Below are 16572 nucleotides of genomic sequence, written 5' to 3' on the forward strand. Positions count from 1 at the left end.
TTTTTTCCTATACGTAACTAATAAACCTCAATCCTTTACTTAAAGACGTCGGCACAACAGATGCATGATTCTCCCCTTCAGCTTCATAAAACTTAAATTTAAGTTTATCGTGGTTTACTTGGAGAAGGCGCTCTGATAATTCATTTGCACCTACAACCATATGCTCTCGTTCTAGTGACCCAACTGTAAGGAACACTCCTGTTTCAAACTTAGCATTGTTTAATTCATGTATAAGGTTCTCTTCTTTTTCAAGTACGGATTTATTATTCCACCATATAGATGGACTACTAATAAAATAATTTTGAAAAGCATTTAAGTTTGTAAATAGTATATAAAGAGCAAATAGTCCACCTAAAGAATGTCCAAATAACGTTTGCTTACTTTTATCAATCTCAAAATTCTTTTCAATTTGTGGTTTCAGTTCTTCTTCAATAAAAGTATAGAAATTATGTGCTCCTCCTGTTTTAGGCCACGGTTTACCGTCTGGTTTTAAAGGGGCATCTTTTGAAATTACGCTAGGCGTAAAATCATAGCACCTTTCTTCCCCTGAAAATGCGCCTTCAATTGGATAACCCACTGCTACTATAATAGCTGGTGAAACACCGGTTTTTTCCGCTCTTACTGATTGTATTTTAACTGCTTCATGAAATGTTTGAAAAAAGGCATTGCCATCTAATACGTAAATGACAGGATATCCTGAATCCGGTGCTGGTTGCCTCGGCTTTGAAATATGAATTTGATATTCCTTACCTTCTAATTTTGAATACATTTTCCACTGCTCTGTATTAGATGTTATAATCTGCTGTTTTTCAACTGTAGTATTCACCCTATTCCCCCTCTTTTTTAACTTGTTACATATATTTCGATTTTTTCTTCTTCAGATACAACGCTATCATATCCGAAACAAACAGGAGCCCCGTTATACGGATCAATCATGACACGTGCATCAATATGAAATACTTCTTTTAACACTTCATTTGTAATGATTTCTTCCGGGCTACCAGTTGTAACAATTTCTCCTTCCTTCATTGCAATAATTTCATCTGAAAACCTTGATGCATGGTTAATATCATGTAATACCATAACAACCGTACAATTATGTTCTTTATTTAACTTCTCCACAATTTGTAATACATCTAATTGATGAGACATATCAAGGTATGTAGTTGGCTCATCTAATAGCAACACTTCTGTCTCTTGTGCTAATGCCATCGCTAGCCATACCTTTTGTCTTTGACCACCTGATAAATTTGCAATTTGTCTCGTTCGAAATTCAGAAGTTTTCGTTATATCTAATGCCCAATCAATCATTTCTTTATCTTTTGTCGTTAACTTATTTACGTTATTTCGATGTGGATAGCGTCCATAAGAAATTAATTCTTCCACTTTAAGCTCACCTGGTGCAATTGGAGTTTGCGGGAGTAAAGCTAACTGCTTCGCAATTTCTTTCGTTGGAATTGTATGTAAATCCTGTCCTTGCAAATATACTTTACCGCTTTTTTGTTTTAAAATTCTTCCCATTGTTTTTAACAATGTCGATTTACCGCAACCGTTTGGACCTATAATTGTCGTTACTTTTCCTTCTTGTATTTCCACATTTAAATCGCGAAACACTGTAAGCTTTTCATAACTTGTTTCTAAATTTTTTGCACTTAAAATACTCACTTTTATTCCTCCTCTTACGCTTTCGCCTTATAAAGTAAATATAAGAAATACGGTACACCGACAATAGAAATAACGATTCCAACTGGTAGCTCTACAGGTGTAAAAACTGTTTTCGCAATAAAGTCTGAAGCAATTACAAGAAACATTCCGATTACGCCGCACGTAGGAATTATATACTTATGTTGAATACCGACAAGCCTTTTCGCTATATGCGGTGCCATTAAGCCAATAAAACCGATACTCCCTGAAACAGCAACACATGCGCTCACAAGCCCGATACTACTTAATAGTAAAATCGATTTCTCTCTTTCTACTGAAACACCTAAACTTGTAATACTCGTTTCTTCCAATTGAAATAAATCTAATAAATAAGCTTTCTTTTGTATAAGCGGAATTAAGATAATAAGCCATGGTAACATAGCCACAATATACTTCCAGTTTGCACTATATATGCTTCCAGACACCCACACTGCGGCCATTTCAAAATCAGTTGACTTCATTTTGAGTGATAAGTACATAGAAAAGGCTCCAAATCCTGATCCAATTGCAATCCCTGTTAATAAAAGTCGCTGCGAATCTAATTTACCGTTTTTCCAAGAAAACAGATAAATGATGATAGCTGCACCTAATCCGCCTACTAAACCAAACATTGGCATCATCATAATAGAAACCCAGTCTGTGCTTTTTAATTGCCCTTGAAAGAAAAACATAAAAATGACAATCGCTGTTCCTGCTCCGGCATTTACGCCTAAAATACCTGGGTCCGCCAACCCATTTCTCGTAATCCCTTGAATAACGGCACCCGCAACACCAAGGCCTAATCCTACTAATCCAGCAATTACGATGCGCGGAAGGCGAAACTCAAAAATAACTAAATCATGTTCTGGTACTGGATCAATTCTAAAAAGTGTTTTAAATACATCTGTAATCGTAATGTCGAACGTACCATTTGTTAAACTAATATAAATAGCACATAGTATTAAAAATATAATAATCCCCATCGTCATTCCGAAACGTTGACTTGAACTTTTAAGCATGTCTCTCTCCTCCTCTAGTACGGATTAAATAAAGGAAGAAAGGAATTCCAATTAAAGAGGTAACGACTCCAATAGGTGTTTCAAATGGATAGTTTATAAATCTACTCAAAACGTCACATAACGCTAAGAAAACGCCACCAATAACACCTGCACATGGCAAAATCCACTTATAATCTACCCCAATTATAAAGCGCGTAATGTGCGGAATAATTAAACCTACAAAACCAACTTTCCCCACTAAAGCAACTGCTGTTCCTGTTAAGAAAATTACCGATAAAATTGCCATCGCTTTAACTAGTTTTGTACGTTGCCCTAAATTAATAGAAACCTCTTCGCCTAATGAAAGAATGGTAATTGATTTTGATATTAACAATGCTAAAATTATTCCAATTATCCCAAACGGTATCGTGATTTTAATGATATTAGGATCTACTTGATCTAACTTTGCATTAAACCAAAAACTAACATTTTGAGAAATTTGGAAATACGAAGCCATTGCAGCCGATACACTACTTAAAAATGTTCCAATAACTGTTCCTATAATCGCTAACCTAACTGGTGATAAGCCATTTTGAAGGAGCGAACCAAAACCAAATACGATACCGGCTCCTAGTGCAGAACCAATCATTGAACATACAACCATACCAATTGATGACATTCCCGGAAGAAAAATCATGCTAAGTGTAATAACAAAGGCAGCGCCATCCGTCACACCCATAATAGAAGGGGATGCAAGATAGTTTCTTGTCATCCCCTGCATAAGTGCTCCTGATATGGCTAGAAATGCTCCGACTAAAAGAGCTGCAACTACCCTTGGTAAACGTGAAGTAATAATAATATTATGATTTACATCGCTTGAATCAAAATGAAATAATGCGTTCCACACTGTTTCAGCGTCAATACTTTTTGCCCCATACAAAATCGAAAGTATAATTGTAAATAAGATGAGTATGGGTGCTATACATAATATAGTTACTGGTACTGCATTTGTTTTCTGCATATCATTCAACGCACCTTACTTATTGTATTATTTAGATAAATTTTTCACGGCTTCTTTTAAGAATGCTGTTTTACTCCAAGCTGTACCACCTTGTGCCATTGGATCTACAACATTTACAAATACTTTCTTTTCCTTCGCAGCATTCATACTTTGCCAAATTGGATTACTTTCAATTTCTTCTAACACTTTCGGGTTTTTATTTTCACTTGCCTCATATTGTAAGAAAATATAATCTGGGTTAAGTTCAGCAAGTTTTTCAAATGAAATTTTCTCTTGTGCTTTTACAGTTTTCAATTGTTCTGGAGCAGTTAGTCCAAGATCTTTATAAATTACAGGGTTGAAGTATACTCCTTCTGGATATAGGAATAATTCATTTGCTCTTAGTCTTATGACAAGTACTTTTTTATCTTTTAACTTATCTCCTAGTTTTGCTTTTGCTTTTTCAGCGTCCGAATTGTAATCCTTAATAATTTTTTCTGCTTTATCTTTTTTACCAGTTAATTCTCCCATTAACTTTAAGTTATCTTCCCAATTTGTTGAAACGTGTGATACCGGGAATGTAGGAGCTACTTTCGTAAACTTTTCAGCTGTTTCTGCTGGGAATTTCGTACTCGATGTAATAACATCTGGTTTTAATTGTAGTAATGTTTCGAAATTGGGTTGCATTTTCTCACCAACAGATTTAGCACCTTCTAACTCTTTTTCAAGATATTTTGGTAATTTACCACCTACAGTAATGGCACCAACTGGTTTAATTCCAAGTACTGCCGCATCTTCCATTGACTCTAAACTAGCTGTCGCAATTTTATCTACTTTTGCTGGCACTGTATACTCTTTACCTAAATATGTGATTTTTCGTTTTTCATCTTTTTTCGTTTCCGTAGCTTTTGTCTGTTGTTTTTGCTCGCCTGAAGTTTTATCCGCACTATTACATGCCGCTAAACCTACACTTAAAACTGTAACCATCCCTAAAGTAAATAATTTCTTGTTCATCTTTATATGTCTCCTCTCGAATTTTCAAACTATATTCTCAATAAAATTTAACTATATGAACCTTGTCCCATATATATATTTCATTAGATTAATAATTTTATCCAGAACTCATTCCCGTTCACTTCCCCTAGACTATAATTCTTTTACGCCTTCATCACTTGATAATCATTTTCACTGATAATGATTATCGTTACTAAGTATATATTTAATATGAAATTATTTCAAGAATGATTTGAAAAATTTTAACAAACTGAATTAAAAAAAGAAGTATCTCCCTAATATTAGGGAGATACTTCTTTTTTTAGAAATTTATATGTAATTCAACTGGACAATGGTCTGACCCCATTACTTCACTATTAATTTTCGCTTCTGTTATTTGGTCTTTCATTCTTTCCGAAACAACAAAATAATCTAAACGCCATCCGATATTTTTCGCTCTCGCGCCCATACGATACGACCACCACGAGTATGCACCTTCTTGATTAGGATAAAGGTAACGATATGTATCAATAAATCCTTCTTCTAAAATACATGAAAATTTCTCTCGTTCCTCATCAGAGAATCCAGGATTTTTACGATTACTTTTCGGATTTTTCAAATCGATTTCTTTATGAGCAACATTTAAGTCTCCACAAAAAATAACTGGTTTCTTCTCATCTAATCGTTTGATATAGGACCTGAAATCATCTTCCCATTTCATTCTGTAATCTAATCGCTCTAATCCACGTTTGGAATTTGGTGTATATAACGTTATCATATAAAAATCTTCAAATTCTAAAGTAATGATTCTTCCTTCTTGATCGTGCTCTTCAATTCCTAAGCCGTATGTAACAGAAAGCGGTTCTTTTTTTGTAAAAATAGCCGTTCCCGAATACCCTTTTTTCACAGCGTAATTCCAGTATGTATAATATCCCTCTAGATTTAAATCAATTTGGCCACTTTGTAATTTAATCTCTTGTAGACAAAATATATCTGCATTGGATTCTTCGAGATATTCTAAAAATCCACCCTTTGCAATAACTGCACGTAAACCATTTACATTCCATGAAATTAACTTCACTTATAGTCCTCCTCTTGATGTTCACTTTCAAAGTTCATGCTATCACAAAATAGAAAAACAATCATATTTTCATCTTTGTAATCTTGCTCTTACATTTGTAAATACGTACATACGCACTTTATTCAGGTTATACTAATTTCAGAGGTGATGTTCTTTGCACAATGAAGGGATAACATTAACGAGTGAGTATTGGCATGCAATTATTCATAATGATTCTTCATATGATAACAAATTCTTTTATGCTGTGAAATCAACTGGAATCTTTTGCAGACCATCATGCAAATCAAGAATACCAAATAGAAACAATGTACGAATTTTTCATCATGCAGAGCAAGCATTAAGTGAAAACTTTCGCCCGTGCAAACGTTGTAAGCCAAATGGGATCACTTTACCTAATGAAGAGTGGGTAGAACAAATTAAAGACTATATCGAAAAGCATTATGACGAATCCTTAACTCTCGACATGCTTGCGGAAATGTGTCACGGTAGCCCTTTTCATTTACAACGTACTTTCAAAAGAATAATAGGGTTAACTCCTATAGAATATATACAACAATTGAGGGTTCTTAAAGCAACCGAATACCTTTTACAAACAAATCAATCTATTAAAGAAATTAGTACTGCTGTCGGGATAGAAAACCCAGAGTATTTCGCTACTTTATTTAAAAAGAAAACCGGATTTACTCCTACTGAATATCGAAAAAAGAACGAAATGAAAGAGGGATACGATAATGAATTCCTACAAAAATAATTATATATATTGGACGCTACTTACACATAAAAATTGGCGATTTCATATTGCTGCAACTGAAAATGGACTATGTTTCATTGGATCACAAGACGAAAACTTTGAAGAATTAAATATATGGGCTAGAAAAAAACTGCCCCAACATATATTGACCCATAGTCCAGATTACTTGCAAATATATACGCAAGAAGTTATCGAGTATTTAGAAAACAAGCGAGAAACTTTCACATTTCCTATCGATGCTTATGGAACTAATTTTCAATTATCTGTTTGGAATACGGTACGTGAAATTCCTTATGGAAAGACATATTCTTATACAGAAATTGCTGAAAGAATTCAAAAACCTAAAGCTGTGCGCGCCGTTGCTTCTGCTATTGCTGCTAACCCTCTTCTTATTACCATTCCTTGTCACCGCGTTATTGGGAAGAATGGGAAACTAACCGGATTTAGGGGCGGATTAGAAATGAAGAAAAAATTGCTTATATTAGAAAAGTTGCAGGTGGAATTCATATGACAACAGAATATAATAGCGCATTATCTATAGCAGTTCCAAAAGAATTTTGTTTCCAAGAAAATTTACGTTATCTATCACGTTCTAACAATGAATGTATGTTCCATATTGAAGATAACAAAATTTATAAAGTTATCCCTGTTCAAGATGTAAATCCTTTAGTTGAAATTAGTGTGAATACAGATGGAAATATTCAAATACGTTGTTTAGAAGAACCATATACATCTGAAAAATCGATACGTGAAGCTGTAGTTAACTATGTAAAAGAATGGTTTGATTTAACTACTGATTTAGCCCCATTTTATACATTAGCTAAACATGATTTACTCCTTCAAGGACCAATTGAACAATATTATGGCCTTCGTACTTTAGGCATTCCAGACTTATTTGAGGCACTTTCCTGGGGAATTATCGGTCAACAAATTAACCTAACATATGCTTATACGCTAAAAAGGAGATTAGTTGAGCAATTTGGAAGTTATGTAGAATGGGACGGTAGAAAACATTGGATATTCCCATCACCTGAAACAATTGCAAATCTACATGTAGAAAATCTTCAACAATTAAAAATGACGACTAGAAAATGTGAATATTTAATCGGTATTGCGAAGCTTATTACAGAGAGAAAATTATCAAAAGAGGATTTACTGCAAACACAAGATGTAAAGGTTGCTGAGAAACAATTAACTGCTATCCATGGTATAGGACCATGGACTGCCAACTATGTTTTAATGCGTTGTTTAAGATTTCCTTCGGCTTTTCCAATTGATGATGTTGGTCTGCATAATGCAATTAAATTTATAACAGGTTCCGAAAATAAACCGACAAAAAATGAAATAAAAGATTTCGCGGCAAACTGGGCTAATTGGGAGTCTTATGCGACTTTTTATTTGTGGCGAGTACTATATTAAAAGAACCAAGTAGCACATTCGTACTACTTGGTTCTTTTTTAAGCTTGCTCCTCAAAACGTCTTGCAATTTCCACAATGACTTGAACGGCTTTTTCCATAGTATCTACCGAAACATACTCAAATTTACCGTGATAGTTTTCACCACCAGTGAAAATATTCGGCGTCGGTAATCCCATATATGATAATTGTGATCCATCTGTGCCTCCGCGAATCGGATGAATATTTGGTTCAATGTCTAAACTTTTCATTGCTTCATATGCAATATCAACAATTTCTCTTACCGGTTCAATTTTTTCAAGCATGTTATAGTATTGATCATTCATTTCTAAAACGACTGCATCTTCGCCATATTTTTCTTGCATAGTCTTCACAATATTTTTAACGTTATTTTTACGTGCCTCAAAATTTTCACGATCAAAGTCTCGAATAATATAATACGCTTTACTTTGCTCAACATCACCATTTAAAGAAAGTAAATGATAGAATCCTTCATAGCCTTCTGTATATTCTGGCGCCTCTTCTACTGGTAAATACCCATTAAACTCCATAGCAAGTTTAGTAGCATTGCGCATTTTATTTTTCGCTGTTCCAGGATGTGTATTCGTTCCGTTAAACGTTAACTTAGCACCTGCAGCATTAAAACTTTCATACTCTAAACCACCTAATGGACCTCCATCCATCGTATAAGCGAATGATGCACCAAACGCTTCTACATCAAAATGCGCTGGCCCACGACCAATTTCTTCATCCGGTGTAAATGCTACTCTTATTTTCCCGTGCTTAATTTGCGGATTATGTATTAAATGGTTCATTGCAACCATAATTTCTGTAAGACCAGCTTTATCATCTGCTCCTAGAAGTGTTGTACCATCAGTTGTAATAATGGTATGTCCTTTATATGATGGTAATTCCGGGAACTGCTCTGGTGTTAACACAACATTTAGCTCTTCATTTAACGTAATTGCATTACCATCAAAATTTTCATGAATTTGTGGTTTGACGTTTTTCCCTGTAAAGTCTGTTGCCGTATCTAAATGGGCTAAAAATCCGATTACAGGAACATCCTTGTCCGTATTAGCTGGAAGTGTTGCCATTACATAGCCATTATCATCCATCGTTACTTCTGTTAAACCAATTTCTTTTAGCTCTTCCACTAATAACTTACCAAACTCAATTTGTCCTGGTGTTGTTGGTACTGTATGACTTTCTTCATTTGATTGCGTATCAATTTTTACATATCTCGTAAATCTTTCAATAAGTTCTTGTTTCAAGTTCATTCACTCCCTTTTATGTTTCTCCCTCCATTATAATCCTTAAAACGAAATATTTTAACTTTTTTGACTGTGAAGATGTATATTTCATTTACATAGTTAACACTTTTAAACGAATGATAAAAAGACATAATATTTGTACATTAAAACTGTAACAGGTAACATACATAATTATAAAATATGGGAGGTTGTAAAGATGAGGCTAACTCTCTTTCGCTATTTTCTTTTTTTCTTAGGATTAATTTTCTTTGGCCTTGGAAACGCTCTTGCAGTCAAAGTTAAATTTCTCGGCTTGCACCCTTGGGAAGTTTTAAATATGGCTCTCTACCAAAAGTTTGGATGGACCATCGGTACGTGGAGTGTCATATGTGGGTTATGTCTCGTTCTAATATCTTTACTAGTAGATCGAAAATATATAAATGTGGGGACATTTTTGAATGCACTACTTATCGGTCCCATTATGGACTTTTTCTTACAATCAAACATGCTTCCAGACGCTAGTAATTATTTATGGATAAACTTACTCATTTTATTTTCTGGTATTGCCATTACAGGTATCGGGGGAGGTATGTACGTTGCGGCTGGGATTGGCGCTGGACCCCGTGATGGATTCATGCTTACTATTTCAGACAAAACAGGACTTTCTATTAGCCGTGCTAGAATCATAGTAGAATGTATTGTACTAGTTATTGGATTTATGCTAGGAGGTCCTGTTTTCATCGTAACTTTTCTGTACACCTTTATTCAAAGTCCAATCTTTCAGCAATCATTTAAGATGTTTCAAACACTTTTACATACTTTACATGGCAAAAAGAAAATTAGCGAACATATTTAAAGTACAGCTTAATACAAATAAATCCACCCTATTTACGACTCTCATCGCAAATAGGGTGTTTCTGTTTTTATCTCGCAATTTAAGAATATATACTACTCATTTACAATAAAAGTATATACATCATCATAAATACAGCCATTTACTTTAATCACATACTTCCCAGGTTTATTAAAACTAATTGTGTATTTATTTAACTGAATTGCTTCTTTATCTCCAGAAAGAATATCAATGCTTCTGCCACTTAATACATACAATTCATTTAGATTCATCGTTACATCAATTGTATTGAAATTTTCTACTTTCACTTGCTGTGCTTCCGCAACGCTTACACTTGGTTCTAAAAACAGTAGTCCACTTAATCCAATCGTCCCCGCTAAAGCAACTCCCGCAAACTTTTTAATCTGTTTCATTACAATGACCTCCTTATAGATTTTGCGTAAAGGTAATGTCCTCCCTTACACCACAAAGCCTATATGTAATGAAATGAAAAGTAAACGGGGACTGTAAGACAAAATTCTACATCTTTTTCTCCTATTGAATATAAATCCAACGTTTGGAGTTTTGACACATTTAAAATTGTTTCCCTAAACCAATTTCCCAATAATTTATTCAAATACTGAATAATTACTTATTGATTTAACATTCTAAAAATAGTTGATAAAGATGCTTTCTATTCAAAAAAAGACTTTGCTATAAAAGTAACTTTTACAACAAAATCCATGCAACTAATTTTATTCCGCTTTCCATAATCTCTTTACATTCATTAATTGTTCTTCTTTAAACTCCATCTTATATATATCCGGTTTTGACGTATTCATTAAAAATTCAAAACCATATTGTTTATCAAAATAGTTCATCATTAATGTCATAACAAGCCCATGTGTACCAATTACAATTTTGCATCCTCGAAAATCCATTAAGATTTCTTTTAATACTTTCACTACTCTTCTCTGGCAATCTGCATATGACTCTCCTTCCGTTCGTGCAAAGTCCGGATTAGAGAACATCTTCTGTACAAGTGGATACAACTCCTTGTCTGATATAACCTGATCCTCACTTGAAAACATACACTCTTTAAGATTTTCATATACTACTATTTCTTTTTCATGGAAATTAGCTGACTCCTCTATCGTTAGCATAGCCCGATTATAAGGACTGGAAATAAAAGTATCAATCCTCTCCGCTTTTAATATGTCAGTTACTCCACGGGCATCCATATGTCCCCTCTCAGTTAATCCACGCATTCTTTCATTTCCTTCTAGTTTTGGTGATTCACCATGTCTAACCATATAAATATATGTGCTCATAATTTCTCCTTAAAATTTTTTATAAAGTGAAACTTTAATCAGCCCTCACTAATCGGGCTGCCCGGCAAATAGCGAGATAAGTTAATAAATCACGTTCATTTATCCCATTTCAACACTTAGGGGTAATACTAAAATACTTTATAAACTGTGCTGATTTGTTCGTCTAATCCATTCTCCTACTAAACTCTCAAATAATTCAGGCTGCTCAATTTGTAAATTATGCCCTGCCATATCTAACACTGCTAATGTTGCCCTTGGATATTCTTCAATAATTTCTATAATATTTTGATAACCTACTGATATATCTTGTCTTCCAGTCAGTAAAAGAACGGGATTTTCATATTTTTCATGCTGAAAATCCATAGTAAGAGAGTAATTCTTTTGCAACCTTTCAATAAATTCATAATTAGCAACATCTAACCCAGGCTTAATTTCTTCTTTAAATCGCTTATATGTATATTCATTTGCTATTACAGCTAACTCACAAAACTCCTCTCTTTCTGCGGAAGTGAGCGTATTTAAAAATTCCTGATCTTGTACAATTACCTGTTTATCTGGAAGAATCCTTTTTTCTGGCTCCGCTACAACAACAGGACATACTAATAATAATCCGCTAACTCTCTCAAACATCTTTGTAAGTATACCTTTGGCTAAATAGCCTCCATATGATTCTCCTACCAATAAAAATTTTTCAGTAGAAATGATTTCCTCAATAAATGTGATAAGCACATCTACTATACGATTTGAACTATTTATCCAATTTGGAGCATTCGATTTTCCCATTCCAGGTAAATCAATATATATTCGCTTATAACCTTCATATTTCTGAAATACTGATTCCATACATTTCATCATTAACCTATGGTCAGGAGCGCAGCCATGTATGATAATGACCGGTTTACCCTCCCCCACAATTTCATAGTATATTTCTGCATCTTTAATTCGATATATCATAAAAAAACCTCCCTATTTAGTGGCAATACTATTCCACTCTGTAAGAATACACGTTCTTATTTTATATCTTTCCCTAACATTTCTACAAATATTAATTTTCAGACTAAAAATAAAAATCCCCATCATTTTATATGCAATTTTGCATCTCCACTTACAAATCACTAAAAAAACTTTACAATTCAAAAGATGACTAAATATACAATTTCTATTTAAAGTCTTGATACAGTCTATACTATCAACCACAATATTTTTTCAACCTTAAGAATACTTACACTCTTTAACACTTTCCTTATAAACATGATTTTTATAAGGAAATCTGATACAATTCTTAAATAATATTATTATGTATAGATATAACGAACATAGTGCATAATTAAAGAAGGTGATTTCATTGAAATTAAATAAAAATTTACAATTATGTATATTAATCGGAACATTAATATGCTATTCAATCTATTTTATGTTTTTCTATCTGTTCCCTACTCATTTTTCAAATTCAGATGTACGCTTCGCTTCACTTGTCGTCGAAGCCATTACATTTGTATCACTGATTTACTCTATATATTCTAAAAAAGTCAGTTCAAATCCGTTTTGGATATGTATTACAATAGCAATTGGTAGTTTTTTATTAGGGAAAATAGTATATACATATCAAGATAGCTTCTTCGAAATTCCAATACATCGTTTTACGGTTTCTGATGTATTTTACATGTTTTTTCTATTTTTCTGTCTTATCGCTTTCTCCTATAAAATCTTAAAGGAATGCAATAAATGGGAAAAAGCGTTCTTTATTTGTGATATATGCATAGTGCTTACTTCCATATTTACATTAGAATGGTATTTATTTAATCAACCAAATTTAAATATATTCGCTCTTTCACTAGGAGATGTTTTCCTTTCATTTTTATATCCAATTGCAGATTTATTATTTCTACTGCTAGGTGTTAGTCTCTTTTTCCGTCCAACAATTTTTAATTCCAAACGGAAAATTTATATATTTATTTTTGTATTAATAAGTTCTGCAACTTTTAACTATATTTATTTTTACTTAAATAACCACTTATCAACAGAAACAATAACATTATTACGTCTTTTATATAGAATACCTATATTACTTATTGCAATAGCTGGCTCTATTTCAGAAGATCATAATAGCCATAAAAATTATTTCATTGTAAACCCTATAATAGGAAAAAAAGCTTTAGTTGTATTTCCCTATCTTGCTGTTGCAATACTAATCGGGTTTACATTAAAAGAACAAACATCATCTTCAACTCTCATTACAGGAAATTGTATTACTTTTATTTTCGTACTCATTCGTCATTCTATCGTACGTATGCAAAACAATTCCTTAACAAAACGTTTGCAGGCATTTAATGCCCAACTAGAAGAAAAAGTTACTTTACGGACGTCTGATCTAGTTCATAAATCAGAGGCTCTTTCTCAAAAACAGCAAAAGTTTAAATCATTATATGAATATCATCCTGACCCTATCTTCACCATTGATTTAAATGGAATATTCTTAAATGTAAATAAGGCTGGGAGTGTACTACTTGGGGCACCAACGGATGAGTTACTAGGTGAAACTTGTTTTTCGATCATTTTAGATGAAGATAAGCATAAGCTAGCATTGGCATTAGAAAAAGTGAAACAACAAGAATCGGCATTCTTACAACTTAGTTCTCAATATAAAGATGGCTTTACTTATTTTTTATACGTTACAATCATTCCTATTATAATAGACGGACAAATTTCAGGAAGCTATATTATGGTGAAAGATATTACTGCACTAAAAAAACAGCAAGAAGAAATAAAATATTTAGCATTCCATGACACTGTAACGAAAATTGGTAACCGTGCCTTTTTCCATAAGAAATTAAAGAGAGTTATAAAAAATGCTGAAATAACAGAAAGCGAGTTTGCATTATTATATTTAGATTTAGATCGCTTTAAAGCAATTAACGATACACTTGGACATTCATCAGGAGATTACATATTAGAAGAAGTAGCAAAGCGATTCCAATCATGTCTTCCATCACATACTCATCTTTCAAGAATCGGTGGCGATGAATTTACAATCATAATTGAAAACTATACTGACGAAGATTACTTATTCCAATTATGTAACCAATTATTTAAATGCATGAAAAAGTCATTTATCATACATGAGCATAAATTAACTTTATCACTGAGTATCGGCATCGCTATTTATCCACATTCCGGAATCGATACCGCTACACTTCTGAAAAACGCTAATGTTGCAATGTATGATGCAAAAGCAAAAGAACTTAACTCTGTATCTATTTATGACGATGTAATCGCTAAAAAAATTGAAAGACGATTGCGATTAGAAAAAGATTTACCAAACGCACTACAAAATGAAGAATTGTTCCTTTTGTATCAACCTCAAGTTGATAGTGAATCTAATAAAATTATCGGTGCAGAAGCTTTAATTAGGTGGAATCATCCTGAATTAGGTATTATTTCTCCATACGAGTTTATTCCGATTGCAGAAGAAACACTACAAATTATTTCAATAGGTAAATGGACATTAGAGCAGGCTTGTAAACAAATGAAACGTTGGCACGCACTCGGATATTCACATTTAAAAATAGGTGTAAATTTATCTGCTAAGGAATTTGAACAAGAGGATTTTGTAAAATCTATTTCTTCTACTTTAACAAATACAGGTTTACCAGCAAGCTCTCTTGATCTTGAATTAACAGAGCGAATTGCAATGATGGATGAGCGAGAAACATTGATAAAACTGCGTACACTAAAAAGTTTAGGGATTCACATTTCTATCGACGATTTTGGTACAGGTTATTCTTCGCTAGCCTACTTACCTTTGTATCCAATTGATACGTTAAAAATCCCGAGAGAATTTATTACAATGTCTGAAACATGTGATGATGGAATGGAAATTATTAAAACGATCATCACATTAGCAAATACATTAGGAATGTCTGTCATTGCTGAAGGTGTAGAAACGAAAGAGCACGTAAATTTCCTTCAAAAAAATAAATGTCAGTTTATTCAAGGTTATTATTACAGTAAACCTATCCATATTCATGCATTTACTGAGCTATTAGAAAACGGCATTCACCCATAGTACATAACTAATTAGAACAAATATAGCAAAAAGGAAAGAAGATACCTTCTTTCCTTTTGTTTTTCTATTTACATTTCTATTACTTCACCACTTCATTTATTATATCTATTATTTGATGAATTCCCTCATCATTTGTTTTCTTATATCCATTCATGTTTTGAATATATTTCTCCTTATTTGTATACAACTTATTTACTGCATGTATAAATGTATTCGTACTTACTCTGTCTTGGAGTATAACTTCCGCATATCCTTGCCGTGAAAAATATTCAGCATTTAAAACTTGATCTCCCCTACTGGAACTGTTAGTTAACGGGATAAGCAACATCGGTTTCTTCAAAAATAACAATTCAGAAATAGCAGTAGAACCCGCTCTAGAAACTACAACACTTGCCATATTTAGTATATGCGGCAACTCGTCGCCTATATATTCAAATTGCATATATCCCTCCATGCCAATAGATGGGTCTACCTTCCCTTTACCACATATATGAATAATATTAAAGTTTAATAGTATTGTATCTACACATTCCCTTACCATATCATTTATCCACTTAGCACCCTGACTCCCACCCATAATTAATAATACTGGTTTATCTTGCTGAAATTCACAATATCTTCTTCCTCGTAATACGTTACCCTTCTCAATTTCTTCCCTTACAATTGGTCCTACATAAACCTTCTTCTCATTACTTACATTTTCTCCTGTCTGAGGAAATGTTGTGCATAGCTTTGTAGCAAAAGGTAATGCTATTTTATTGGCAAGCCCTAATGTGCTATCTGGTTCACGTATAATTATAGGCACACGATTTAACCATGCTCCTATAGCTACAGGAACTGAAACAAATCCTCCTGCTGAAAAGATAACGTCAGGCTTTGTTTTCTTAATTAAATTATAACTTTGTAAACAACCGCGTATAATTTTAAAAGGATCTTTAAAATTCTCCCAATCCCAATATCTCCTAAGCTTTCCCGTTGAAACACTATTGTATTTAACATTTTGCACTAATGATTTTTCAATTCCATTTTTGGATCCAATATACTCGACTCTCCAGCCTTTCTCTATAAATTTAGGAATTAATACAATATTAATCATAACGTGTCCGGCTGTACCGCCCCCAGTAAAAAGAATCGTTTTGCTCATAACTTATACCCACCTTTATTATTA

General features: G+C 33.3%; 16 protein-coding genes. 5 read left to right on the forward strand and 11 right to left on the reverse strand.

Features of this window, described 5'->3' with window-relative positions; translation table 11 throughout:
- Positions 1 to 7: 7 nt before the first annotated feature.
- The 6 genes from GBN91_RS13770 to GBN91_RS13795 form a co-directional block, all read right to left on the reverse strand.
- On the reverse strand, positions 8 to 826 hold the full coding sequence (locus GBN91_RS13770; RefSeq protein WP_006922233.1) for an alpha/beta hydrolase: 819 nt from the start codon (positions 824 to 826) through the stop codon (positions 8 to 10).
- A 17-nt stretch (positions 827 to 843) separates the two neighbouring features.
- On the reverse strand, positions 844 to 1665 hold the full coding sequence (locus tag GBN91_RS13775) for an ABC transporter ATP-binding protein (RefSeq protein ID WP_006922230.1): 822 nt from the start codon (positions 1663 to 1665) through the stop codon (positions 844 to 846).
- A 14-nt stretch (positions 1666 to 1679) separates the two neighbouring features.
- On the reverse strand, positions 1680 to 2702 hold the full coding sequence (locus GBN91_RS13780; RefSeq protein ID WP_000920450.1) for a FecCD family ABC transporter permease: 1023 nt from the start codon (positions 2700 to 2702) through the stop codon (positions 1680 to 1682).
- Positions 2695 to 3702 (reverse strand): FecCD family ABC transporter permease, encoded by a 1008-nt coding sequence (locus GBN91_RS13785; RefSeq protein ID WP_006922226.1) that lies wholly within the window; start codon positions 3700 to 3702, stop codon positions 2695 to 2697. The genes GBN91_RS13780 and GBN91_RS13785 overlap by 8 nt, the downstream gene beginning before the upstream one ends.
- A gap of 27 nt (positions 3703 to 3729) precedes the next feature.
- Positions 3730 to 4695, reverse strand: coding sequence for an iron-hydroxamate ABC transporter substrate-binding protein (locus tag GBN91_RS13790; RefSeq protein ID WP_001035506.1), 966 nt, complete (start codon positions 4693 to 4695; stop codon positions 3730 to 3732).
- Between the two features lie 301 nt (positions 4696 to 4996).
- Entirely contained in the window at positions 4997 to 5755 is a 759-nt protein-coding gene (locus GBN91_RS13795) for an exodeoxyribonuclease III (RefSeq protein WP_152121607.1), read from the reverse strand.
- 154 nt (positions 5756 to 5909) lie between these two features.
- Between GBN91_RS13795 and GBN91_RS13800 the strand changes: the two genes are divergently transcribed.
- The 3 genes from GBN91_RS13800 to GBN91_RS13810 are packed head-to-tail and all read left to right on the forward strand — an operon-like array spanning position 5910 to position 7925.
- Entirely contained in the window at positions 5910 to 6506 is a 597-nt protein-coding gene (locus GBN91_RS13800) for a bifunctional transcriptional activator/DNA repair enzyme AdaA (protein ID WP_152121608.1), read from the forward strand.
- The gene (locus GBN91_RS13805; RefSeq protein WP_152121609.1) at positions 6487 to 7017 is read left to right on the forward strand and encodes a methylated-DNA--[protein]-cysteine S-methyltransferase; all 531 of its coding nucleotides are present in this window, start codon (positions 6487 to 6489) and stop codon (positions 7015 to 7017) included. Before GBN91_RS13800 ends, GBN91_RS13805 begins: the two co-directional genes overlap by 20 nt.
- Positions 7014 to 7925, forward strand: coding sequence for a DNA glycosylase (locus GBN91_RS13810; RefSeq protein ID WP_023522808.1), 912 nt, complete (start codon positions 7014 to 7016; stop codon positions 7923 to 7925). The genes GBN91_RS13805 and GBN91_RS13810 overlap by 4 nt, the downstream gene beginning before the upstream one ends.
- 38 nt (positions 7926 to 7963) lie before the next feature.
- On the opposite strand, the gene pepT is transcribed toward GBN91_RS13810, so the two are convergent.
- The gene (gene pepT / locus GBN91_RS13815) at positions 7964 to 9196 is read right to left on the reverse strand and encodes a peptidase T (protein ID WP_000807014.1); all 1233 of its coding nucleotides are present in this window, start codon (positions 9194 to 9196) and stop codon (positions 7964 to 7966) included.
- Positions 9197 to 9392: 196 nt separating this feature from the next.
- Here pepT and GBN91_RS13820 point away from each other — a divergent pair, with 196 nt between their 5' ends.
- A complete protein-coding gene (locus tag GBN91_RS13820; protein WP_001241256.1) occupies positions 9393 to 10031 on the forward strand; it encodes a YczE/YyaS/YitT family protein in 639 nt (212 codons plus the stop codon).
- Between the two features lie 92 nt (positions 10032 to 10123).
- Here the strand turns inward: GBN91_RS13820 and GBN91_RS13825 are convergent, their stop codons facing one another.
- From GBN91_RS13825 to GBN91_RS13835, 3 genes are all read right to left on the reverse strand, one after another.
- Positions 10124 to 10441 carry a hypothetical protein gene (locus GBN91_RS13825; protein WP_000809495.1) on the reverse strand — a complete coding sequence of 106 codons (318 nt, stop codon included), beginning with the start codon at positions 10439 to 10441 and terminating at the stop codon, positions 10124 to 10126.
- Between the two features lie 321 nt (positions 10442 to 10762).
- Positions 10763 to 11338, reverse strand: coding sequence for a histidine phosphatase family protein (locus GBN91_RS13830; RefSeq protein ID WP_152121610.1), 576 nt, complete (start codon positions 11336 to 11338; stop codon positions 10763 to 10765).
- A gap of 138 nt (positions 11339 to 11476) precedes the next feature.
- Positions 11477 to 12292, reverse strand: coding sequence for an alpha/beta fold hydrolase (locus GBN91_RS13835; protein WP_078994040.1), 816 nt, complete (start codon positions 12290 to 12292; stop codon positions 11477 to 11479).
- Positions 12293 to 12683: 391 nt separating this feature from the next.
- Here GBN91_RS13835 and GBN91_RS13840 point away from each other — a divergent pair, with 391 nt between their 5' ends.
- The gene (locus GBN91_RS13840; RefSeq protein WP_152121611.1) at positions 12684 to 15404 is read left to right on the forward strand and encodes a putative bifunctional diguanylate cyclase/phosphodiesterase; all 2721 of its coding nucleotides are present in this window, start codon (positions 12684 to 12686) and stop codon (positions 15402 to 15404) included.
- 79 nt (positions 15405 to 15483) lie between these two features.
- Here GBN91_RS13840 and GBN91_RS13845 read toward each other — a convergent pair whose 3' ends face one another.
- A complete protein-coding gene (locus tag GBN91_RS13845) occupies positions 15484 to 16548 on the reverse strand; it encodes an undecaprenyldiphospho-muramoylpentapeptide beta-N-acetylglucosaminyltransferase (RefSeq protein WP_000047564.1) in 1065 nt (354 codons plus the stop codon).
- Between the last annotated feature and the right edge of the window lie 24 nt (positions 16549 to 16572).

This window comes from Bacillus sp. B1-WWTP-T-0.5-Post-4, from assembly GCF_009183795.1.
In the GTDB taxonomy this organism is placed as follows: Bacteria; Bacillota; Bacilli; order Bacillales; family Bacillaceae_G; genus Bacillus_A; species Bacillus_A cereus.